Origin of the sequence: Streptomyces sp. NPDC050433 (assembly GCF_044458565.1) — a bacterium.
In the GTDB taxonomy this organism is placed as follows: domain Bacteria; phylum Actinomycetota; class Actinomycetes; order Streptomycetales; family Streptomycetaceae; genus Streptomyces.
Genome location: NZ_JBITIB010000014.1, coordinates 30,406 through 51,055, shown reverse-complemented (window position 1 = coordinate 51,055; position 20,650 = coordinate 30,406). Strand labels below are relative to the sequence as shown.

18 protein-coding genes and 1 pseudogene are annotated in these 20,650 nt (G+C 71.7%); 9 read left to right on the top strand and 10 right to left on the bottom strand.

Going from position 1 to position 20,650, the window contains the following annotated elements; genetic code table 11:
- Window positions 1-25 precede the first annotated feature (25 nt).
- Window positions 26-796 (bottom strand): GntR family transcriptional regulator, encoded by a 771-nt coding sequence (locus tag ACIBLA_RS18780; RefSeq protein WP_363244192.1) that lies wholly within the window; start codon window positions 794-796, stop codon window positions 26-28.
- A 260-nt stretch (window positions 797-1,056) separates the two neighbouring features.
- Complete coding sequence (locus tag ACIBLA_RS18775; RefSeq protein ID WP_399199188.1) at window positions 1,057-1,989, bottom strand: DMT family transporter; 933 nt, start codon at window positions 1,987-1,989, stop codon at window positions 1,057-1,059.
- A 47-nt stretch (window positions 1,990-2,036) separates the two neighbouring features.
- Here ACIBLA_RS18775 and ACIBLA_RS18770 point away from each other — a divergent pair, with 47 nt between their 5' ends.
- From ACIBLA_RS18770 to ACIBLA_RS18760, 3 genes are all read left to right on the top strand, one after another.
- Complete coding sequence (locus ACIBLA_RS18770) at window positions 2,037-3,494, top strand: PLP-dependent aminotransferase family protein (protein WP_399199187.1); 1,458 nt, start codon at window positions 2,037-2,039, stop codon at window positions 3,492-3,494.
- A 157-nt stretch (window positions 3,495-3,651) separates the two neighbouring features.
- The gene (locus ACIBLA_RS18765; RefSeq protein WP_399199186.1) at window positions 3,652-5,262 is read left to right on the top strand and encodes an alkaline phosphatase D family protein; all 1,611 of its coding nucleotides are present in this window, start codon (window positions 3,652-3,654) and stop codon (window positions 5,260-5,262) included.
- Window positions 5,263-5,494: 232 nt separating this feature from the next.
- The gene (locus tag ACIBLA_RS18760; protein WP_363244220.1) at window positions 5,495-6,934 is read left to right on the top strand and encodes a GNAT family N-acetyltransferase; all 1,440 of its coding nucleotides are present in this window, start codon (window positions 5,495-5,497) and stop codon (window positions 6,932-6,934) included.
- Here ACIBLA_RS18760 and ACIBLA_RS18755 read toward each other — a convergent pair.
- Window positions 6,843-8,087, bottom strand: a complete 1,245-nt coding sequence (locus ACIBLA_RS18755; RefSeq protein WP_399199185.1) for a trans-sulfuration enzyme family protein — start codon at window positions 8,085-8,087, stop codon at window positions 6,843-6,845. The genes ACIBLA_RS18760 and ACIBLA_RS18755 overlap by 92 nt on opposite strands.
- A gap of 59 nt (window positions 8,088-8,146) precedes the next feature.
- Between ACIBLA_RS18755 and ACIBLA_RS18750 the strand changes: the two genes are divergently transcribed.
- The gene (locus ACIBLA_RS18750; protein WP_363244188.1) at window positions 8,147-8,647 is read left to right on the top strand and encodes an Lrp/AsnC family transcriptional regulator; all 501 of its coding nucleotides are present in this window, start codon (window positions 8,147-8,149) and stop codon (window positions 8,645-8,647) included.
- 41 nt (window positions 8,648-8,688) lie between these two features.
- On the top strand, window positions 8,689-10,371 hold the full coding sequence (locus ACIBLA_RS18745) for a DUF885 domain-containing protein (protein WP_399199184.1): 1,683 nt from the start codon (window positions 8,689-8,691) through the stop codon (window positions 10,369-10,371).
- A 91-nt stretch (window positions 10,372-10,462) separates the two neighbouring features.
- On the opposite strand, the gene ACIBLA_RS18740 is transcribed toward ACIBLA_RS18745, so the two are convergent.
- The 4 genes from ACIBLA_RS18740 to ACIBLA_RS18725 all read right to left on the bottom strand — a co-directional run bounded on the left by ACIBLA_RS18740 (window position 10,463) and on the right by ACIBLA_RS18725 (window position 16,435).
- Window positions 10,463-11,440, bottom strand: coding sequence for an SDR family oxidoreductase (locus ACIBLA_RS18740; RefSeq protein ID WP_399199183.1), 978 nt, complete (start codon window positions 11,438-11,440; stop codon window positions 10,463-10,465).
- A 132-nt stretch (window positions 11,441-11,572) separates the two neighbouring features.
- On the bottom strand, window positions 11,573-14,596 hold the full coding sequence (locus ACIBLA_RS18735) for an AAA family ATPase (protein WP_399199182.1): 3,024 nt from the start codon (window positions 14,594-14,596) through the stop codon (window positions 11,573-11,575).
- Entirely contained in the window at window positions 14,593-15,759 is a 1,167-nt protein-coding gene (locus ACIBLA_RS18730; protein ID WP_399199181.1) for an exonuclease SbcCD subunit D, read from the bottom strand. The genes ACIBLA_RS18735 and ACIBLA_RS18730 overlap by 4 nt, the downstream gene beginning before the upstream one ends.
- Window positions 15,760-15,808: 49 nt before the next feature.
- On the bottom strand, window positions 15,809-16,435 hold the full coding sequence (locus ACIBLA_RS18725; RefSeq protein WP_363244183.1) for a YigZ family protein: 627 nt from the start codon (window positions 16,433-16,435) through the stop codon (window positions 15,809-15,811).
- 82 nt (window positions 16,436-16,517) lie between these two features.
- On the opposite strand from ACIBLA_RS18725, the gene ACIBLA_RS18720 reads away from it, so the two are divergent.
- A complete protein-coding gene (locus tag ACIBLA_RS18720; RefSeq protein WP_399199179.1) occupies window positions 16,518-16,940 on the top strand; it encodes a CoA-binding protein in 423 nt (140 codons plus the stop codon).
- Window positions 16,941-16,977: 37 nt separating this feature from the next.
- On the opposite strand, the pseudogene ACIBLA_RS18715 reads toward ACIBLA_RS18720, so the two are convergent.
- Window positions 16,978-17,424: pseudogene (locus ACIBLA_RS18715) on the bottom strand (YbaK/EbsC family protein); the annotation flags it as partial.
- A gap of 34 nt (window positions 17,425-17,458) precedes the next feature.
- Complete coding sequence (locus ACIBLA_RS18710; protein WP_399199178.1) at window positions 17,459-18,781, bottom strand: RNA-guided endonuclease InsQ/TnpB family protein; 1,323 nt, start codon at window positions 18,779-18,781, stop codon at window positions 17,459-17,461.
- A 23-nt stretch (window positions 18,782-18,804) separates the two neighbouring features.
- On the opposite strand from ACIBLA_RS18710, the gene tnpA reads away from it, so the two are divergent.
- The gene (gene tnpA / locus ACIBLA_RS18705; RefSeq protein ID WP_399199177.1) at window positions 18,805-19,239 is read left to right on the top strand and encodes an IS200/IS605 family transposase; all 435 of its coding nucleotides are present in this window, start codon (window positions 18,805-18,807) and stop codon (window positions 19,237-19,239) included.
- A gap of 92 nt (window positions 19,240-19,331) precedes the next feature.
- On the opposite strand, the gene ACIBLA_RS18700 is transcribed toward tnpA, so the two are convergent.
- Window positions 19,332-19,466 carry a hypothetical protein gene (locus ACIBLA_RS18700; RefSeq protein ID WP_399199285.1) on the bottom strand — a complete coding sequence of 45 codons (135 nt, stop codon included), beginning with the start codon at window positions 19,464-19,466 and terminating at the stop codon, window positions 19,332-19,334.
- Between the two features lie 297 nt (window positions 19,467-19,763).
- Here ACIBLA_RS18700 and ACIBLA_RS18695 point away from each other — a divergent pair, with 297 nt between their 5' ends.
- Both ACIBLA_RS18695 and ACIBLA_RS18690 read left to right on the top strand, forming a co-directional pair.
- Window positions 19,764-20,084 carry a winged helix-turn-helix domain-containing protein gene (locus ACIBLA_RS18695; RefSeq protein WP_399199176.1) on the top strand — a complete coding sequence of 107 codons (321 nt, stop codon included), beginning with the start codon at window positions 19,764-19,766 and terminating at the stop codon, window positions 20,082-20,084.
- Window positions 20,081-20,611: a transposase gene (locus ACIBLA_RS18690; RefSeq protein WP_399199279.1), complete on the top strand. Its 531-nt coding sequence runs from the start codon at window positions 20,081-20,083 to the stop codon at window positions 20,609-20,611. Before ACIBLA_RS18695 ends, ACIBLA_RS18690 begins: the two co-directional genes overlap by 4 nt.
- Window positions 20,612-20,650: the final 39 nt, after the last annotated feature.

Genomic DNA, 20,650 nt, shown 5'->3' with positions numbered 1-20,650 from the left:
GCGGGCCCCGGGTCAGGAGGCTGGGTCAGGAGGCCTTGCGCTCGGCTGTGTGGTGGCCCTCGCTTATCTCCACGTCGCCGGTGTCCCCGAAGGTGAGCCGGCAGGTGTCGGCCCGGTAGGTCGCCACCGAGACGGCGGCCGTACGGCCTCCGGAGAGATAGCGGGTGGTGACGACGAGGACGGGCGCGCCCGGCAGCCGGTCGAGTTCCTTGGCGTCGTCCACGCGGGCCGAGCCCAGCTCGACGGCGCGGTCCTGGCCCTCCATGCCGAGCCGCTGAAGCTCGCGCAGCACGCTGCGCGCGCGGGCGGGACCCGAGGGGATGTCGATGGCGGGCAACTCGGGCACGGACGCCGACGGTACGTACAGAAGCTCGGCCGCCACGGTCTGACCGTGGGTCACGCGGGTCCTGCGGACCGTGTGGACCTCTTCGGCCGCGTCCGTCGCGAGCATCTTGGCCACGGCGGCGGGCGGAACGGCCGTCACCGCGTCGACGGGCTGCCAGGCGTCGGGGTCGGCGCCCGGCCACTCCTGGTGGGAGGTCGACACGTCCACGCCCACGCGCGGCGGCGCGACGGTCGTGCCGACGCCGCGGCGGCGCTGCAACCGGCCTTCGAGTTCGAGCTGTTCGAGCGCCTGGCGGAGCGTGGCGCGCGCGACTCCGAAGCGGGCGGCGAGGTCGCGTTCGTTGGGCAGGACCTCCCCGACCGCGAAATCGGAGTCGAGTGCCTCGCCCAGCACGGTCTTGAGGTGCCAGTACTTGGGCTCCGGCACCGTTTCGAGCTGCGTGGTCCCCACCGTGATCCTCCGCAATCGCCGTGTCCCCGGCGGCTTTTCCATGCACTTGTTTATTAAAGGTTCCTGCACTAACTCTCCGAGAGTAGGACGGCCGATCGTCTTGGTCAAGACCAATCCTGCGGGCACCGCCCGGAGGAATCGCACTCTGCCACAGAGCGTTCACGCAGAGTTCGCAGGTTTGGCGTGAAACGACGGCATCAGCAGGTCGGGGCGCCGGGCGGTGAGCACCTGAGGTGTCGGGACAGACACGTCGAGGCATGTCACGGGCTGCCGACCGGCTCCTTCTCCGCGAGACGGCCGGCAGCGGATCGTGCCCGGAACGCCCCGGAGCCGAGTGCCACACCCATACCCACCAGCAAGCTGCCGGCCGCCTGGGCGGGGCCGTACACCCCGGTGCCGACGAGGGGCGCGGTGAGCGCGGCCGCGACCGGGATGAGGCCGGAAAACAGCGTGGCCCGCTCCGCGCCGATGCGCTGCATGCCCATGTACCAGCAGATGAAGCCGATCACCGTCACGACGGCGGCCTGCCAGCCGAGCGCGAACCCCTCCTCGCCGGTGGGCGCGCGGACGAACCCGGCGCCGTCCAGGACCAGTCCGGCGATGGTGGACTCGATCGCGGCGATACCGGCCACCGTCGCCGAGAGCAGTCTTGGCCCGAGCGGACGCAGCACCGGTACGGCCAGGACGGCGAAGCCGACCTCGCCGACGAGCGCGGCGACGGACCAGGCGAGGCCGGCCGCGTCCGTACGGCCCCAGCCCTGGACGGTGAACGCGCCGACGGCGACCAGCAGCGCGCCGTACACGACGGTGCGGGCGGGACGGCGCCGGCTCAGCAGGGGGAAGAGGACGGCGACGACGACCGGCGCGCAGCCGACGAGGACACCGGGGACGGCGGGTTCGGCGGTGCGCTCGGCGGCGATGACCGAGAGGTTGAAGCCGACCATGCCGACAGCTGCGACGGCGGCGAGCCTGCCCCACTGCCGACGGGTGAGAGCGCGCAGGGGCGCGGCGGCGCCGCGTGCGACGAGCGGGAGGAGCAGCAGGCAGGCGATGCCGTAGCGGATGGCCTGTCCGCCTGCGTACGGGTAGTCGCCGAGGACGCTGTTGGCGGTGAAGGAGGCGCCGACGAGCATGCACGCGATGGCGGCGAGGAGCATCCCGGCCAGTGGGGAGCCGGGGGAAGTGGCTTTCATGGCGGCGACGCTACGGATCGCGGTGGCCCGGTTTAGGGTCCACTTCCATGACGGTATCGAGGACCACTTCACCCGAGGTCACGGCCGGGGGGAACGAGAGGGGCACCGGGGACTGGACCGACGCGTGGGACGTGATGCTGGCCTCCGCGCCCGCCCGTCGGCGTGGGCGCGTGCTCCAGTCGGCCCTGCGTGAGGCGGTCCGATCGGGGCGGCTCGCGGCGGGCACCCGGCTGCCGTCGAGCCGTGAACTCGCCGCCGATCTCGGTGTCTCGCGGGGCCTGGTGACGGACGCGTACGAACAGCTCACGGCCGAGGGCTATCTGCGCAGCGGGCACGGTTCGGGGACCTGGGTGGGCGACGCCGTACGTGCGGCGGCCCCGGCCGTGCGTGACCGGGCGCCCCATCCGGCGGGCGCGCGCGCCGACTTCGTGCCCGGTACGCCGGACCTCTCGCTCTTCCCGCGCGCCGCGTGGGGTGCCGCGCACCGGACCGTCCTGGCGCGGCTGCCGCACCGGGCCCTCGGCTATCCGGATCCGCGGGGCCTGCCCGAGCTGCGCACGGCGCTGGCGTCGCTGCTGGCCCGGCGGCGCGGCGTGGTGGCCGACCCGGAGCGGCTGCTGGTCTGTTCCGGGGTGGCGCAGGCGATGACGCTGCTGGGGTTCGCGCTGCACGGGCGCGGGCTGCGGACGATGGGGCTGGAGGATCCCGGCAGCCCGGAGAACGTGGCGGTGCTCGGCGCGGCCGGTCTGCGTACGGTCGCGCTGCCGCTGGACTCAGGCGGTTTGGCGCCGGGCGCGCTGGAGCGGTCGGGTGTACGGGCGGTGGTGACGACGCCGGCCCATCAGTACCCGTCCGGTATCGCGTATTCGGCGGTGCGCCGGACCGAACTCCTGGGCTGGGCACGGTCGGTGGACGGCTTCGTCCTGGAGGACGACTACGACGGGGACTTCCGCTACGACCGGGCGCCGGTGGGCGCGTTGCAGGGCCTGGATCCGGAGCGCGTGGCGTACATGGGCTCGGTCAGCAAGTCGATGGCACCGGGCCTGCGGATCGGCTGGCTGCTGCCGCCGGAGGAGCTGTACGAGGAACTGGTGGAGCGCAAGCGGACCATGGACCTCGGCAATCCGGTGCTGGAGCAGGCGCTGCTCGCGGACTTCGTCGAACAGGGCGGTTACGACCGCCACTTGCGGCGGTGCCGGCTGGCGTACCAGCGGCGCAGGGACACGCTGATCGCGGCGCTGGGCGAGCACTTCCCGGGGACGGAGGTCAGCGGTATCGCGGCGGGCCTGCACATCATCGCGGTGCTGCCGGGGCGTTACGGTCCCGAGGCGCGGTTCCTCCGGCGGGCGGCGGCGGCCGGTGTCGCGCTGCGCCCGCTGGCGTACCACGGCACGGCGGGGCCGGACGACGGCCGGGTCCGGCTGGTGATGGGGTACGCGCACCAGTCGCCGTCCGGCATCGCGCGGGGGGTGCGGCTGCTGGCTAAGGCGGTCGGCCGGGGCTGATCGGTTGCCGGTCGGGGCTGGTGGCGGGCGGGTTGTTCATCCGGGGTTCGTGTGCAGGCCGTCGCCGGGGGCTACGTATGGCAGGGCGAACCCGGCGCCGGGCCCCCGCGCCGGAGCCCCGTACAACCACCACCGACCCGCCGCAGGAGGAACATCGATGTCGAACAGCCCCCGGAAACCCGCCGAGGCCACGGACCGCCGGACCGTACTGCGCGGCTCCCTCGCCGCCTCCGCCGCGCTGGCCCTGCCCACGACCGCCGCGGCCGTCGCCGGGACCGTCGCGGGTGCCGCGCCCGCCCAGGCGCTCTCCGGCCGGCCGAGCGCCGACTGGGGTGTCCAGACCGGCGACGTCACCTCGTCCTCCGGACTGGTCTGGATCCGTTCCGACCGGCCCGCGCGGATGCTGGTGGAAACCTCGGCGACCGGTTCCTTCCGCCGTACGCGTACCTGGCACGGCCCGCTGCTGGGCCCCGGCACCGACTTCACGGGGACGACGCCGCTGCGCGGACTGCCCGCCGGTGAGCAGGTGCACTACCGGGTGACGCTCGCGGACCCCGACGACCCCCGGCGTACGAGCGAGCCGGTGTACGGCTCGTTCCGTACGGCCCCTGAGCGGCGCCGGCAGGGCGTGCGGTTCCTGTGGTCGGGCGACATCGCCGGCCAGGGCTGGGGCATCAACCCGGACATCGGCGGCTACCGAGCGTACGACGACATGCGCCGGCTGGACCCGGACTTCTTCCTGTGCAGCGGTGACACCGTCTACGCGGACGGGCCGCTGGTGCCGTCGGTGACGCTGCCGGACGGGCGGATCTGGCGCAACCTCGTCACCGAGGAGAAGTCGAAGGTCGCCGAGACGCTGAACGAGTACCGGGGCAACTTCCGCTACAACCTGCTCGACGAGAACGTGCGGCGGTTCAACGCCCAGGTGCCGACGATCGTGCAGTGGGACGACCACGAGGTGCGCAACAACTGGTATCCGGGCCAGATCCTGGACGACGTCCGATATCAGGAGAAGGACGTCGACGTGCTGGCGGCGCGCTCGCGCCAGGCCTTCGGCGAGTACTTCCCGGTGCAGGCGCTGAGGGCGCGCGGTGAGGAGGGTCGGGTGCACCGGGTGGTGCGGTACGGGCCGCTGCTCGACGTGTTCGTGCTGGACATGCGCTCGTTCCGGAACGCCAACTCCCCCGGCCGGCAGGCCGACGACACGACAGGCATCCTCGGCGCCGAACAACTCGACTGGCTCAAGCGCGAGTTGTCGCGGTCGCGTGCGGTGTGGAAGGTGATCGCCGCCGACATGCCGATCGGTCTGGTGGTGCCGGACGGCGCGGAGAACATCGAGGCCATCGCGCAGGGGGACCCGGGCGCGCCGCTGGGCAGGGAGCTGCAGATCGCCGATCTGCTGCGGTTCATCAAGCACCGCCGGATCACCGGCACGGTGTGGCTGACGGCGGACGTGCACTACACGTCGGCGCAGCACTACGAGCCGGAGCGGGCGGCGTTCAAGGACTTCGCCCCGTTCTGGGAGTTCGTGTCGGGCCCGTTGGCGGCGGGCGGCTTCCCCGCGAACGCGCTGGACTCGACCTTCGGGCCGAACCGCGTCTTCGTGCAGGCTCCGGACCGGGCGAACGTCTCGCCGATGGAGTCGTCCCAGTACTTCGGCGAGGTCGACATCGACGGCGGCAGCGGTGAGTTGACGGTGCGGCTTCGGGCCCAGGGGAACAAGGTGCTGTTCAGCAAGGTGCTCAAGCCGGGCCAGGTCGGCCAGTAGGGTTCTCGGCGAGCAGGGCTTGCTGTACGGGAGCCGGTGAGCCGTACGGGATCCGGTGAAGGTGGCGGACTCCGCCCTCCCCGGCGAGTAACCTCGCTGGGGAGGGCGGACAACTCGCTTCACAAATCCGCCAAAAGGTGCTGATAGGCGATCAGAAGCATCTTTTACCCATCAGTCACAGTACGTTCGTGATCGCGCAACACCGGTGAGTCACAGTGAGGTCATGACCGATGTGACTTCCTCGAAGAGTGTCCGCCGCCCCCACCACTGGCGCCGGGATCTCGTCGAACTGGCGGCCTTGTTCACTGCCGTCGCCGTCGCCGACGCCGTGGCCAACATGATCGTCCACGGGCCGGACGGACCCGTTCTGCTCGTCGCCTCCGCCATCGCCCTGATCATCACGGCCGGATTCCACACCTGGTGGTCACGGCGCCACAGCCACGCGCCACCCGCCGACGCTCCCTCGGGCCAAGTCCCGGCCGCCGACGCCGACGCCGAAGGCGCCACCGCGCTCTGGAGGATGCGCACCACCGTGCGCGACGCCCCCGGTTCGCTGGCCGCGCTCTGCACGGTCCTCGCCGGCCGCCGGGTGGACATCCTCACCCTCCAGACCCACCCGCTGGCCAGCGGCACCGTCGACGAGTTCCTGCTGCGCGCGCCCGCCTCGCTGACCGCCCGGCAGCTCACCCGCGAGATCTCGCTGGCCGGCGGCGGCGACATCTGGATCGAGCGCGCCGACACGCACGACCTCGTGGACGCGCCGACCCGGATCCTGGGCCTGGCCACCCGTACCGCCCTCGACGCCGCCGAACTGCCCCTCGCGCTGCGCCAGTTGCTCGGCCGCTGCACGATCCACTCACTGCCCGCCGACTCCCTCACCGGTGGCCCAACCGGCGAGGACGCACCCGCGGAAGGCATCGTCGAAGGCATCCTGGAAGGGACCACCCTGCGCATGCGCGACCCGAACGGCGGCGTGATCAGCGTCGAGCGCCCCTACCTGCCGTTCACCCCCACCGAGTTCGCCAGGGCCCGCGCCCTGGTCGAACTCGACGCGCGCCTCGGCCCGCGCGTCCCGCGCGGCCGGGACGTCCTGACGCTGCCCGAGGGCAACGCGATCACCGTGCGCCGCGCCGACGAGGGCGACATCGACGCGGCGTCGGCGATGCACGAGCGCTGCTCGGAGCGCACGCTGGGACTGCGCTACCACGGTCCCGCCGGCGACGCGGACCGCTATCTCGACCATCTGCTGAGCCCGCGCCACGGCCAGACGCTCAAGGTCGAGACGGCGTCGGGGCGCCTTGTCGCGCTCGGCCATCTCCTGTGGGACGGCGACGAGACCGAGGTCGCGCTGATCGTCGAGGACGCCTGGCAACGGCGCGGGATCGGCTCCGAACTGCTCGGCCGGCTCGTCACCCTCGCCGTCGGGGCCGGCTGCACGAGCGTGTACGCCGTCACTCAGGCGTCCAACACCGGCATGGTCGCCGCCATGCGCGGGCTCGGTCTGCCGCTCGACTACCAGATAGAGGGTGGCACGCTCGTCGTCACCGCCCGCCTCAAGGGCAGCAAGGGTGGCATGGGACTCAAGGGGACGGACGAGCAGCGGCGGCCGGCCGTGGACGAGACACCGTGCGGGACCGAGGAGATCGCGGTGCGCGACCGGGCCGGGCGCTGAGCGCCTCGGTCAGATCCCGCCACAGGTCCTCGACGTCCTCCAGCCCGACCGACATCCGCAGCAGCCGGTCGCTCACCCCGGCCGAACGCCGGTCGCCCTCGGCCACGATGCGGTGGCTGATGGACGCCGGGTGCTGGATGAGCGAGTCCACGCTGCCGAGGCTCACCGCCGGGGTGATCAGCCGGACACCCGCGATCACCTCGTGCGGGTCCCCGTACACCTCGAAGGAGACCATCGCCCCGCCGATGCCCGGATAGTGCACGCGGGCGATGCGCGGGTCGGTGGCCAGCCTGCGGGCCAGATCGGCCGCGGTGGCCGAGGCCGCCCGCACCCGTACCGGCAGCGTGGACAGACCCCGCAGCAGCAGATAGCCGGCCATCGGATGCAGGACACCGCCGGTCGCGAACCGCACCTGGCGCAGTGTGCGGGCGAACTCCTCGTCGCACGCCACGACACCGCCGAGGACATCGCCGTGGCCGCCGAGATATTTTGTCGCGCTGTGCAGGACGAGCCGCGCGCCGTGCTCGACGGGCCGCTGGAGGACGGGGGTCGCGAACGTGTTGTCCACCAGGAGCGGTATCGAGCCGCAGGCGTGGGCGACGGCGGCGATGTCGACCTCGGCGAGGGTCGGGTTCGCGGGGGTCTCGACCATCACCAGGCCGGTGTCGGGGCGGATCGCGTCGGCGATGCCCGCCGGATCGGTCCAGGTGACCTCCGTACCGAGGAGCCCGGCGGTCAGGAGGTGGTCGCTGCATCCGTACAGAGGGCGTACGGCGACGACATGGCGCAGCCCCATGCCCGACCGGGCGAGCAGGACGGCCGTCAGCGCCGCCATGCCGCTGGCGAAGGCCACGACACTCTCGGTGCCCTCCAGCCGCGCGAGCGCCGTCTCGAAGCGGGCTGTCGTCGGATTGTCGAGGCGCGCGTAGACGGGCGGCCCTTCGGGGCGCGCGCCGGTGGCCGCGAACTCGTCGATCCGCGCGGCCTCTTCACGGGTGTCGTACGAGGGGTAGGTCGTCGACAGATCGATCGGCGCCGCGTGCACACCGAGCCGCGCAAGGTCCTCACGCCCCGCGTGCACGGCCTCGGTGGCGAGCGCGCGGGGAAGGGACGGGGGGAGGTCGGTCGTGCCGTCGGCACCCAGGGAGTCCATGGACGCACTCTGAACTTTCAGCGGGAAGTAGGGCCGAGTCTCCGTGCTACGTTCGCCGGGTGAGTGATTCTGTCGTACTTGACACGGTCGATCTGCACATATTGCGCCTGTTGCAGAACGACGCACGGACCACCTACCGGGAGATCGCCGCCGAGGTCGGGGTCGCCGCGTCGACCTGTCTGGACCGGGTGTCCAGACTGCGGCGTTCCGGGGTGATTCTTGGACATCAGCTACGTCTCGATCCGGCCAAACTCGGCCGTGGGCTCCAGGCGTTGCTCTCGGTGCAGGTCCGGCCGCACCGGCGCGAGCTGATCAAGCCGTTCGTCGAGCGGATCCGGGGCCTGCCCGAGTCCCGTTCGCTGTTCCATCTGACCGGACCGGACGACTATCTCGTCCATGTCGCTGTCGCGGACACGGCGGACCTCCAGAGGCTCGTGGTGGACGAGTTCACCTCCCGGCCCGAAGTGGCCCGTGTCGAGACACGGTTGGTCTTCCAGCAGTGGGACTGCGGCCCCCTCATGCCGCCTTCATCAGCCATTCCGTCGCCGACCCGGCCCTGAAGGAGGGTGACGCGCGGTCCTCCCTCGGAGAGGATGTGGCCATGCCAGACACTTCCAGCAGCGCGCTGCCCCGCCAGGTCGCCGACGCCTATGTCGACGCACTCATCGAACTCGATCCGATCACCGGTACCTTCCTGGGCGTCGCGGCCAGCTCCGGTCGCCTGCCCGACTTCTCACCGGCCGGAGCGAAGGCACTCGCCGACCTCGCCCGCGAGACACTCGCCGAACTCGACATCGCGACGAAGCTGCCGGGGGCCGACAGTGACCAGGAGCGGCGCTGTGCCAGGCTGCTCCAGGAGCGGCTGACGGCCGAACTCGCCGTCCACGACGCCGAGGAGCACCTGCGCGCCGTCAGCAACATCCACTCCCCCGCCCACCACATCCGCGAGATCTTCACCGTGACGCCGACCGGAACGGAGGAGGACTGGGCGGCTGTGGCCCAGCGCCTGCGCGCCGTTCCGGCCGCACTGGGTGGATACCGCGAGTCGCTGGCGCTCGGCCTGGAACGGGGACTGCCGGGCGGGCCGCGGCCGACCGCGACGTTCGTCGGTCAGCTCACCGAGTGGGCGGGCGACGGCCGGGGCTGGTTCGAGGAGTTCGCGGCGGCCGGGCCCGACTCCCTCCGTAAGGAGCTGGACGCGGCGGCGGGTGTCGCCACCGGCGCCGTGGTGGAACTGCGTGACTGGATGCGCGACGTGTACGCGCCGGCCGTCGCGGACGCGCCCGACACCGTGGGCCGCGAGCGCTACGCCCGCTGGTCGCGCTACTTCAACGGCGCGGACCTCGATCTCGACGAGGCGTACGCCTACGGCTGGTCCGAGTACCACCGGCTGCACGCCGAGATGACCACCGAGGCCGCCAAGATCCTCCCCGACGCCACCCCCTGGGAGGCGCTGGCGCATCTCGACAAGCACGGGGAGCACATCGAAGGGGTCGAGGCGGTACGCGAGTGGCTCCAGGACCTGATGGACGAGGCCATCGAGAAGCTGGACGGCACGCACTTCGAACTCGCCGACCGGGTACGGAAGGTGGAGTCGCGTATCGCCCCGCCGGGCGGCGCGGCGGCGCCGTACTACACCGGCCCGTCGGAAGACTTCTCCCGTCCCGGCGCCACCTGGCTGCCGACGATGGGTGAGACACGCTTCCCGGTGTACGACCTGGTGTCCACCTGGTACCACGAGGGCGTCCCCGGCCATCACCTCCAGATCGCCCAGTGGACGCACGTGGCCGACCAGTTGTCCCGCTACCAGGCCTCCGTCGGCGGGGTCAGCGCGAACGCCGAGGGCTGGGCGCTGTACGCGGAGCGGCTGATGGACGAGCTGGGTTTCCTGCCGGACGCGGAGCGCAGGCTCGGCTATCTGGACGCGCAGATGATGCGTGCCTGCCGGGTCATCGTGGACATCGGTATGCATCTGGGGCTGGAGATCCCGGCGGACTCGCCGTTCCATCCGGGCGAGCGCTGGACGCCCGAGCTTGCGGAGGAGTTCTTCGGGAACCACAGCGGCAGGCCGGCGGAGTTCGTGGAGAGCGAGCTGACCCGTTATCTGTCGATGCCGGGCCAGGCGATCGGCTACAAGCTGGGCGAGCGGGCGTGGCTGCTGGGCCGCGCGAACGCGCGCAAGCGGCACGGTGACGCGTTCGACGCGAAGGCGTGGCACATGGCGGCGCTGTCGCAGGGCTCGCTGGGGCTGGACGAGCTGGTGGACGAGCTGTCCAAGCTGTGATGCGGGGCGCCCGGCATCATGGTGCCGGGCGCATCAGGCCGACGACGACGGCGGGTCGGGGCAGGGGCAGGGTTCGGTCGGGGGGCGGGTGTCAGGACGTCGGCCCCGCGTCGCTTCCCGCCACCGTCTGCCGGCCCTCTCCTGAGCCCGGTGACAGGTCCGCGGGCCGTTGCCGGGGCCAGGGGCCGCCCGGTACGGGCGTGAAGTGCTCACCGCTCAGCAGGAAGCCGCCCTCGGAGTCGATGACCTGGCCGGTGATCCACGCGGCCTCGTCGGTGGCGAGCCAGGCGATCAGCCTCGCGGGATCGTCCGGCATCCCCCACCGTCCGGCCGGGAACATCCCGGCGATGTCGTCGTACGCCTCGCCGGTGCGGTAATCCGTGTCCACGGGGCCGGGGTTGACGGTGTTGACCGTGATTCCGGCGTGGCCGAGCGACGCGGCCAGGGTGCGCGTCGCCGAGGCGAGCGCGCCCTTGGAGAGGCTGTAGGCGATCTCCTCCGGCATCCCGCCCCGGAGGTTCTGGCCCGAGGTCATCATCACGATGCGGCTGCCGTGCCGGATACGGACCGGATGGGCGACGCGCACCTTGGCGTACTCCTGGATCAGCTGGATCACGGAGCGGGTGTTGGTCGCCCAGTGGGTGTCCAGCATCTCCGCGTCGATGTCCCACAGGGTGCCGTCCGAGCCACTGCGCGCGTGGTTGGCCACCAGGATGTCGACCACTCCGCCGAGCGCTTCCCGGGCGGCCCGGAACAGCTCGGCGGGGCCTTCGGGGTCGGACAGGTCACCGGGGCCGTGTGCCACGGTCGCTCCCGGATACCCGAGGGCTTCGCGGACCCCGGCGGCGACGCCTTCGGGACCGTCGGGGTCGGCTCCCCACGGCTGGTTCCGGTCGTGCGGCACATGGTGGTGGAGGTAGACGCTCGCGCCGTACGCCGCGAGCCGTCGGGCGACCGCGTACCCGATGCCGCCGCGGCGGCTGGCGCCGGTGACGAGGGCGGTACGGCCCCGCAGGGGCATGTACTCGCGGCGGAGGGATTCGGCGCTGGGGTGGGGAAGTCGGGGCATGGGCACCCATGATGGTCGGCCGTTGGTGCGCTGTCATGCGGATTTCCGCCGCCGTGCGGGCGCGCTGCGCGCCCAGCCGCAGCCTGCCCGGCCGCGACCCGCCCAGCCGTACCCCGCCCAGGGGCGCCTCGCTCAGCCGTCGGCGCCATCCGTACGGAGACTGACCGTCGAACCCCGGCGTGTCTTCGTCACTTCCAGTTGGGTCGGGATCCGGCGGCGGAGGTCGGCGACATGGCTGACTATGCCGACGCTGCGGTCGCGTTCGCGCAGCGAGTCCAGCACGTCCAGGACCTCATCCAGCGTCTGGTCGTCCAGGCTGCCGAAGCCCTCGTCGATGAAGAGGGTGTCCAGGCGTGCGCCGCCCGCCTCGTCGGTGACGACGTCGGCGAGGCCCAGTGCGAGGGCGAGCGAGACGAAGAACGTCTCACCGCCGGAGAGGGTCGCGGTGTCCCTGGCGCTGCCCGTCCAGGAGTCGACCACGTGCAGGCCGAGTCCGGACCGCTTCCCACCGCCGCTCCTCGCGTCCGAGTGGACCAGGGTGTAGCGGCCGGCGGACATGCGCAGCAGCCGCGCGGTGGCCGCCGCGGCGACCTGTTCCAGCCGGGCCGCCAGAACGTACGACTCCAGGCGCATCTTGCGGTCGTTGTCGTTGGACGTGCCGGCGGTGAGCGCGGCGAGACGGGCCACCCGCTCGTACTCCGTACGGAGGGGGCCCAGGCGCCGTACCTCCTCCTCGGCCTGCCGGGAGAGCCTGGTCAGCTCCGTGCCGCGCTCGCGGGCTCCGGCGAGTGCGGCGGACGCGGCGCGCAGAGCGGCATCGGCCGCCTCGCAGGACATCAGCGCCGTGTCGAGCCGGGCGGGCGGTCGCTCGGCGGCGTCCCGCGCGTCGGACTCGGCGAGCCGGTCGGCGACGGTGGCGGCCTCGGCCTGCCAGTCGTCCATCCGGTGGGTCAGGTCGCGCTGCTCCGCCCCGGACAGCAGGGCTGCCGCCGCCTCGCGCGGGGTGTCGAACCCGGCCCGGAACGCGGCGTCCGCGAGCCGGTCGTCGCTCTCCTTGAGCCGCAGTGCGGTGGTGTCGAAGTCCCGTACGGCGTCGGCCGCTTCGGCGAGCAGTCGTGCCCTGGTCGCCAGCAGTTCGGCGTGCGCGGCGACGCTGTCGGCGTCGCCGCGGGCGCGGACCAGTTCGGATTCGAGGGCGGTCTGCTCGTGGTCGAGCGCTTCGCGCCGTGAGGTACGGGCCGCGACGCGGTTCTCCGCAGACCGCCGCGCGGTGAGCCGGTCCTCACGTTCCTGTTCGGCGCGGGCCAGGGTCTCGCGGGCCGCGTGCGTGCCGGCGGCGACGCGGTGCGCCCGCGTGTGCTCGCGGCCCAGGCGTTCGGTGAGCGCGACCAGTTCGGCGACGGTCGATCCGCCGGCCGCGGACCGGGCCGCCGCGTACTCCTCTCTTACGGAGGTGTGCTCGCGCTCGGCCTCCTTGACGGCCGCCTCGGCTCTCCTGGAGGCGGCGAACGCGGCGTCCTCCGACGCCTGGTCGACCTGGTCCGCCCCGGCCCGCGCGGGCTCGGGGTGGTCGGCGGAGCCGCAGACCGCGCAGGGCTCGCCCGCCACGAGTCGGGAGGCGAGTTCGGCGGCGATGCCGCGCAGCCGTCGCTCGCGCAGGTCGAGCCAGGTCTCCTTGGCGTCGTTGGCGTGCTCGCGTGCGCTGTTCAGGAGGCGTTCCGACGTAGCGGCCCGTGCGTCGAGCGCGTCGCGCGCGCGGGCGGCGTCGAGTTGTCCGCGTGCCGGTTCGAGCCGGCCCGCGAGCTGTTCGGCGCGGGTCGCCGCCTCCTGGGCCTCCTCGACGCGTTCCTGGTGTTCCCGGCGGGTGGAGTCCCAGTCGGCGAGCCAGCCCGCCGCGTCCGCGAGCAGTTCGTCGTCGGCGCGTGCCTGCCGGTCCAGCTCGGCCCGCTGGCGGCTGATCTCCGCGCTGCGCCGCTCGGCGCCCCTGGCGGCGTCCACCCGCCCCAGCTCCTCCAGCATCTTCCGCTCCAGCGCGGAGAGATGGTCGGCGCCGCTGTCGGTGAGGTCGGCGGGGAGGCGGGCGCGTGACCGCTCGCGGTCGGCGGCGGCCGTGCGGTGCGCGCGCTCGGCGTCGTCGCGCAGGGCGAGCGCGGGGGCGACCCGGTCGGCCTTGCGGGCCCGTTCCAGCGTGGCGCGCGCCGCCTCGTACTGAGGACGGCGGGCTTCGAGCGCGTCGGCGCGCCGCTGTCCCTCGGCGAACCTCTCCTGGAGCCTTGCCAGTTCGCGTTCGGCGTCGAGCAGTCGGCGCGCCGCCGCCTGCCTGCTCTCGGCGCCCGCGAGGGCGCACTCGGCGATGTCCCGGCGCTCACGCGCCGTGGAGCGGGCGACGGCCGCCCATTCCAGGACGGCGGGGGCGAGGTCCGGATCGCCGGGCTGCCGTGCGGGCAGCGGCTGTTCGGCATCGGCGCCCGCCGCCTGGGCGATGCGCTGCGCGACACCGATCAGCCGTTCGTCGCCGACCCTCACCTGCTGTTCGGCGGAGCGGCGCAGCTCGGCGAGCCGGTCTTCGACGGCGGCGAACCGGCGGGTGTCGAAGAGCCGGCCGAGCAGCTTGCCGCGCGCCTCGGCGTCGGCGCGCAGGAAGCGCGCGAAGTCGCCCTGCGGCAGCAGGACGACCTGGCAGAACTGCTCCCTGCTCATGCCGAGCAGCTGGCCGATCTCCTCCCCGATCTCCTGGTGGGACCGGCTCAGCGCGCTCCAGTCGGCGCTCGTGGAGTCGTACTCCCGCAGCGAGCTCTGCGCCTTCTCGGTCGTGACGCCCGTGCCGCGCTTCTTGGGGCGTGTCTGGGCGGGGCGGCGGGTGATCTCCAGTCGCCGCCCGCCGACGGTCAGTTCGAGCAGGACCTCGGTGGAGGTGCCGGCCGGGGCGTGGTCGCTGCGCAGGGAGGCATCCTTGGTGGCGCCGCCCTTGATCTGGCGTGCTCCCGGCACGGCGTCGTACAGCGCGTAGCAGACGGCGTCGAGCACGGAGGTCTTGCCGGCGCCGGTCGCGCCGTGCAGCAGGAAGATCCCCGCGGCGCTCAGCGCGTCGAAGTCGACCTCCTGGGTGTCGGCGAACGGGCCGAAGGCGGTGATGCTCAGCCGGTGGAGTCTCATCCGGTCACCTCGCGTACGGCGCTGTCGACGCGTACATGGTCGAAGGCGCCGCGCAGCACGGTCCGTTCGCGGTCGTCGGGCCCCGCGCCGCCCCGCACGTGCGCCACGAAGTCCTCGGCGATCTCCTGGTCGGTGCGCCCTTCGAGGCGCTGCGCGTACGACGCGGCCAGGTCCTCGTCGCCCCGGTCGGGGTCGAAGACGAGGCTGAGGGTGTGCGGGAAGCGTGCGGCGAGGCGGGCCATGGGGTCGGAGGGACGCACCGGGTCGGTGAGGGTGGCCTCGATCCAGGCCTGTTCGTGGCGGGTGAGCGCCGGGTCGTCGAGGAGGTCCGCGAGGGCGCCGCGGACGCGGGCCAGGGGGCGTGGCACGGGGCAGTCGATCCGCTCGGCGTCGATCTCGCCGCCGGGGCCGAGGTCCACCAGCCACATCGTCTTGCGGTGGTCGGTCTCGGAGAAGGAGTACGCGAGGGGCGAACCGGAGTAGCGGACGCGCTCGGTGAGGGCCTGTGAGCCGTGGAGATGGCCGAGGGCCACGTAGTCGACGCCGTCGAACGTGGCGGTGGGGACGGCGGACACGCCACCGACGGTGATGTCGCGCTCGCTGTCGCTGGCGGCGCCTCCGGTCACGAAGGCGTGCGCGAGGACGACGGAGCGGGTGCCCGACGGGCGTGCGGCGAGGTCGGCCCGTACGCGGTCGAGCGCGGCGGCGAGCACCGCCTCGTGCCCCGCCTTGGCCGCTTTGAACTCGTCGCGGACCAGGGCCGGTTCGAGATACGGCAGGCCGTAGAAGGCCACGTCGCCGTGCGTGTCGGAGAGGACGACGGGGGTGGCGCAGCGGGCCGGGTCGGTGCGCAGGTGGATGCCGGCGTGGTCGATGAGCCCGGCGCCGACGCCCAGGCGACGGGCGGAGTCATGATTCCCGGAGATCATCACGGTCGGTACGCGTGCCTCGGCGAGCCGGTGCAGTGCCCGGTCGAACAGCTCGACGGCGGAGAGCGGCGGCACCGCCCGGTCGTACACGTCGCCCGCCACGAGGACCGCGTCCACCTCGCGCGCCAGCGCGGTCGCCACGAGGTGGTCCAGGAAGGCCGCCTGCGCGTCGAGAAGGCTGACGCGGTGGAAGGACCGGCCCAGGTGCCAGTCCGACGTGTGCAGGAATCTCATGATCCTTGAGAGTAACGGTGGGGTCGGACATCACGTGTGGCTTCGGGCATCACACGTCTCCGTAGGCCTCACCGCCCAGCGCCAGTACGGCAGTTCCGGCCGTGGTGTCGGCGAGCCAGGCGCGGAACGCGTCGACGTCGGCGTCCGGCAGTCCGATCCCGATGGTCACTATCTCCGCGTAGCGCACATCGCGTACGGCGCGGCCGGTGGCCCGCAGTTCGTTCTCCAGCTTTCCGGCCCGGTGGTGGTCGACGATGATCGTGGCCAGCCGGTAGCGCTGCCGGGTGACGGTGCCGACGGTGTCGAGGGCTTCGCCGACCGCGCCTCCGTAGGCGCGGATGAGCCCTCCCGCGCCGAGTTTGACTCCTCCGTAGTAGCGGGTGACGACGGCGACGACGTAACGCACGTCCCTGCGCACCAGCATCTGGAGCATGGGCGCGCCTGCCGTGCCTCCCGGCTCTCCGTCGTCGCTCGCCTTCTGTACGGAGGCGTCGGCGCCGATCACGTAGGCGAAGCAGTTGTGCGTGGCCGTGGGGTGTTCCCGGCGGACGGCCGCGATGAAGTCCTGCGCCTCCTGTTCGGTGGCGGCGGGCGCGAGTGCGCACAGGAAACGTGACCGGTTGACCTCGGTCTCGTGAATGCCGCGGCGGGCGACGGTGCGGTACTGCTCATGCATCGCGCCACCCTAGGCTCTGCGGGTACCGGTCGGTATGGCGGGCCCTCGGGAATTGCCGGGCCGCGCTGTCCGTTGTCCGGGCATGTATGGAGACGACACGTACGCGGACGCCGAGACGATCCGCAGGATCCTGACCTCCACGGGCGACACCTGGGCGGTCGTGGGCCTCTCCGGCAACAGGTCGCGGGCGGCGTACGGCGTGGCGGCCGTGCTCCAGCGGTTCGGCAAGCGCGTGGTGCCGGTGCATCCCAAGGCGGAGGCGGTCCACGGCGAGCGGGGGTACGCGTCGCTGGCCGACATCCCGTTCCCCGTCGATGTGGTGGACGTGTTCGTCAACAGCGATCTGGCGGGGCCGGTCGCCGACGAGGCAGCCGCGATCGGCGCGAAGGCGGTCTGGTTCCAGCTCGGGGTGATCGACGAGCAGGCGTACGACCGCACGCGGGCCGCCGGTCTCGACATGGTGATGGACCGCTGCCCGGCGATCGAGATACCGCTGCTCGACTGAACGGCCCGCCGGCTTGAGGGCGCGCCCTTCAGTGCCTTCAGTCGCCGGAGACGCCGAGTCCGTCGATGACCACGGCGCCCGGCAGGGCGGCGAATGCCTTGCCGGGCACGATGAGCTTGCCCCGGCGGCGTCCGCTGCCGATCAGCACCCAGTCGGTGTCCACGACGGCGGCGTCCACGAGAAGTGTCCAGTCGGCGGGCAGGCCGATCGGTGTGATGCCGCCGTACTCCATCCCGGTCTCGCCGGTCGCGGAGTCCATGGGAGCGAACGAGGCCTTGCGGGCGCCCAGTTGCTTGCGTACGACTCCGTTGACGTCCACGCGGGTCCGGGACAGGACGAGGCAGGCGGCGAGTGTGGACTCACCGCCGCGCTTGCCCGCCACGACGACGCAGTTGGCCGACCGGTCGAGCAGATCGGCGCCGTGGTGCTCCACGAAGGCGGCGGTGTCCGCGATCTCCGGATCGGTGTCCACTTGAAGTGCTCTCCTCCCTTCGCAAGCTCAGGAAGGAGATTCCCGCCTACCTTGCGACAGCGGGCTTGACGCCACGGGTGCGCCTGACGACTGCCCTCCCGGCAGCCGGGACGAGCGCGAGGCCCATCCGGTACAGGTGCAAGACGTTGATGGCTGCGTTGTGGTCGGCGTTGCCTTGCCATCCGCAGTCGGGGTTCTTGCATACGAACGTGGCCTGGTCTTCCCGGCTGCCGGGGGTGATGAAGCCGCACGCGGAGCAGCGCAGGGAGGTGTTCGGGGCGGGGACCTTGTGCAGGCTGCCCCCGTGGCGGGCAGTCTTGTACGTCAGCATTGTCACGGTGCGGCCCCATGCCTCTTGGCTGATGGAGCGGTTCAGGCCGGACTTCTGCGCAACGTTCTTCCCGGGTTCCTCGATGGTTCCCCTGGCGGACTTGACCATGTTCGTGATGTTGAGTTGTTCGACCACGACCGTGCCGTAGGTGCGGGCGAGGTTCGTCGTGGTCTGGTGCTGCCAGTCAACGGCGCGGCGCGTGGCTCTTGCGCGGAGCCGCTTGATCTGGTCGTAGGTGTTCCGCAGCCGGCTGGAGTTGCGCTCCTTCGGTTTGCGGAAGGATTTGCGGTGTGCGGCCCGTTGTTCCAGGCGGAGCAGCTTGGCTTTCTCGTCCGGGTTCAGCCACTTGTCCCGGTCGGCGGTACCGTCCGGGAGCCGGGGCGGCCGCCCGTGGTCCTGGTGGTTGCCGTCGGACAGGGCCAGAGGCAGGTTCACCCCGGCGTCAATGCCGACCTCGCCGCCGCCATGCGGTTCGGGCCTGGGTTCCATGGTCTGGACGCGGAAGGCGATGTGCCAGCCGAGCGCGTCCTTGACCAGCCGCGCCCCGGTGATCCGGTTCTCGTTGTTCGCCGCCTTGCCCACCGGCAGGTCACGGGTCCAGCGGAACCGGACACGGCCGACCTTGGGGATGTTGACCACGCCCCACCGCCGATGCACCCGCTTGATCTGGAGGTCCCGGCCCTGCGGGATGTCCACGGACATGACGGTACGGGTGCGGGCCTTGAAGGTGGGCTCCTCGGCCCGCCCTTCCCAGCAGTTCTTCCACGCCTGGAAGTACGTCTTGAGGACCGCCTGCGCGGCCTGTGCGGGCAGCACCGCGTACCAGTCGACCTCCTTTCGGGCCTGACGCAACGTCTGGTCCATGCGGGACAGCGACCTCTGGCACTTCGGCGTCATGGTCCACAGGTCGTGGAGCTGATTCCACATCGCCCGCGCCGCATGAGCCTGATCATCCACGAGTCGGCCCTGCGCAGGCGTCAGCGCCAGCCGGGCGCGATGCCCGAACTGCCGCTTCTCCAGCGCACGTTCCGTGGTCACATGATTACTGTACCATTTGGTTTATGTCGCCTCGATGGAATCCAAACCCCGATGTGCGCACCGGTCGTCACGTCGTGTACAACCTGCACGCTCACTTGGTGTTCGTCACCAAATACCGGCGGAAGGCGTTCACCGATGCCATGCTGACCAGGTGCGAGGAGATCATGCGGGAGGTCTGTACCGACTTCGAGGCCGAGCTGAAGCAGTTCAACGGCGAAGAGGACCACGTACACCTCCTGGTGCACTACCCGCCGAAGGTCCAGCTCTCCAAGCTGGTCAACTCCCTCAAGGGCGTCTCCGCGCGCCTGCTGCGCAAGGAACACAACGCTCACGTCCGCCGGTATCTGTGGGGCGGCCACTTCTGGTCCGGCTCCTACTTCGCCGGGAGCTGCGCCGGGGCACCGCTGACCGCCGTACGCCAGTACATCGAGAACCAGCAGCGCCCCACAGGGCGATGACAACACTGCGGACCCGTACGAACAGTGCGGGTCAGAGCAGTTCCGAGACGGCCTTCACCCCCGCCCCCTGAACGACGGAGCGCTGGCCAAGATCAAAGGTAGAGCAGTTGGTCGGCGGGCACGTCGCCCTGCCAGGTCCGTACGGCGGCGGCGACCGGCTCCGTGAGCTGGTCGAGACAGTCGGGGGTGGGCCGGGCGTTGTCGAAGTCTCCGATGGGGGCGCGCATGGGCGTCAAGCTACTGAGGTTGAACTCGTGGGGTCGTAGGGGCTGACGGCTCGTCGCCCGTGAGGTATCACCGGGGCATGCGGTATCCACAAGGGGCGGGCTGACCGCCGAACGGCAGCAGTTCCGCGAGGAGTTACGGCTGAAGGCGGCCGAGAGGTTCGCCCGGGGTGAGGCGAGCTCGGTGATCGCCAAGGACCCTGCGGGTCAGCTCCCGATCGGTGCAGCGGTGGCGGCGGATGTGGGACGAGGGCGGTCCGCGGGCTCTGAGGTCACAGGGGGCCCGCGTCGCTGCCGAGGTTGAGTGAGAAGCAGTTCGCGCAGCTGGAGGCGGAGCTGGCCAAGGGGCCGGCCGCGCACGGCTGGGAGGACCAGCGATGGACGCTCGCGCGGGTCAAGACGGTGATCGGCCGGCGTTTCCACCTGACCTACACGGTCCAGGGCGTGCGGAAGCTGCTGGTGCGCAACGGCTGGTCCTGCCAGGTGCCGGCTCGACGCGCGATGGAACGGGACGACGAGGCGGTGGCCGGGTGGGTCAAGGAGGTGTGGCCGTGCGCGGAAGACTCGCGGCGGCCCGTGGAGCCTGGCTCGTCTTCGAGGACGAAGCCGGATTCTCCATGACGCCGCCGCAGGCGAAGACCTGGTCACAGCGCGGCCGGACCCCGGTTGTGCGGGTCCGAGGCCGGTCCCGCAGACGGGTGTCGATCGCGGCGCTGACCTGCAACAAACCCGGCCACAGGTCGAGGCTGATCTACCGGCCGCGCCGGGACGACGGCCGGCGCGACGGACGCAAGAGCTTCTCCTGGCGCGACTACCGCGACCTGCTGATCGCCGCCCACCAGCAGCTGCGCGGCCCGATCGTGCTCATCTGGGACAACCTCAACGTGCACAAGGCCGCCGACCTGCGGAAATTCGCCCAAGACCGGGACTGGCTGACCATCTACTACCTGCCGCCCTACGCACCCGACCTCAACCCCGTCGAAGGGATCTGGTCGCTGCTGCGGCGCGGCTGGCTCTCCAACGTCGCCTTCAACACCCCCGAACACCTCGTCCAGCGCATCCGACGCGGTCTACGGCACATCCAGTACCGCAGCGACCTCATAGACGGCTGCCTTGCCGAGACCGGCCTGACCATCAGACCCGCCTGAGCAAGGACGCGACATCACGAGTTCAACCTCAGTAACAGG

Coding starts and splice junctions, on each gene's coding strand:
- ACIBLA_RS18775 (WP_399199188.1), bottom strand. CDS start 1,989: ATGAAAGCCACTTCCCCCGGCTCCCCACTGGCCGGGATGCTCCTCGCC.
- ACIBLA_RS18770 (WP_399199187.1), top strand. CDS start 2,037: ATGACGGTATCGAGGACCACTTCACCCGAGGTCACGGCCGGGGGGAAC.
- ACIBLA_RS18765 (WP_399199186.1), top strand. CDS start 3,652: ATGTCGAACAGCCCCCGGAAACCCGCCGAGGCCACGGACCGCCGGACC.
- ACIBLA_RS18755 (WP_399199185.1), bottom strand. CDS start 8,087: ATGGACTCCCTGGGTGCCGACGGCACGACCGACCTCCCCCCGTCCCTT.
- ACIBLA_RS18745 (WP_399199184.1), top strand. CDS start 8,689: ATGCCAGACACTTCCAGCAGCGCGCTGCCCCGCCAGGTCGCCGACGCC.
- ACIBLA_RS18740 (WP_399199183.1), bottom strand. CDS start 11,440: ATGCCCCGACTTCCCCACCCCAGCGCCGAATCCCTCCGCCGCGAGTAC.
- ACIBLA_RS18735 (WP_399199182.1), bottom strand. CDS start 14,596: ATGAGACTCCACCGGCTGAGCATCACCGCCTTCGGCCCGTTCGCCGAC.
- ACIBLA_RS18730 (WP_399199181.1), bottom strand. CDS start 15,759: ATGAGATTCCTGCACACGTCGGACTGGCACCTGGGCCGGTCCTTCCAC.
- ACIBLA_RS18725 (WP_363244183.1), bottom strand. CDS start 16,435: ATGCATGAGCAGTACCGCACCGTCGCCCGCCGCGGCATTCACGAGACC.
- ACIBLA_RS18720 (WP_399199179.1), top strand. CDS start 16,518: ATGTATGGAGACGACACGTACGCGGACGCCGAGACGATCCGCAGGATC.
- tnpA (WP_399199177.1), top strand. CDS start 18,805: ATGTCGCCTCGATGGAATCCAAACCCCGATGTGCGCACCGGTCGTCAC.
- ACIBLA_RS18700 (WP_399199285.1), bottom strand. CDS start 19,466: ATGCGCGCCCCCATCGGAGACTTCGACAACGCCCGGCCCACCCCCGAC.
- ACIBLA_RS18690 (WP_399199279.1), top strand. CDS start 20,081: ATGACGCCGCCGCAGGCGAAGACCTGGTCACAGCGCGGCCGGACCCCG.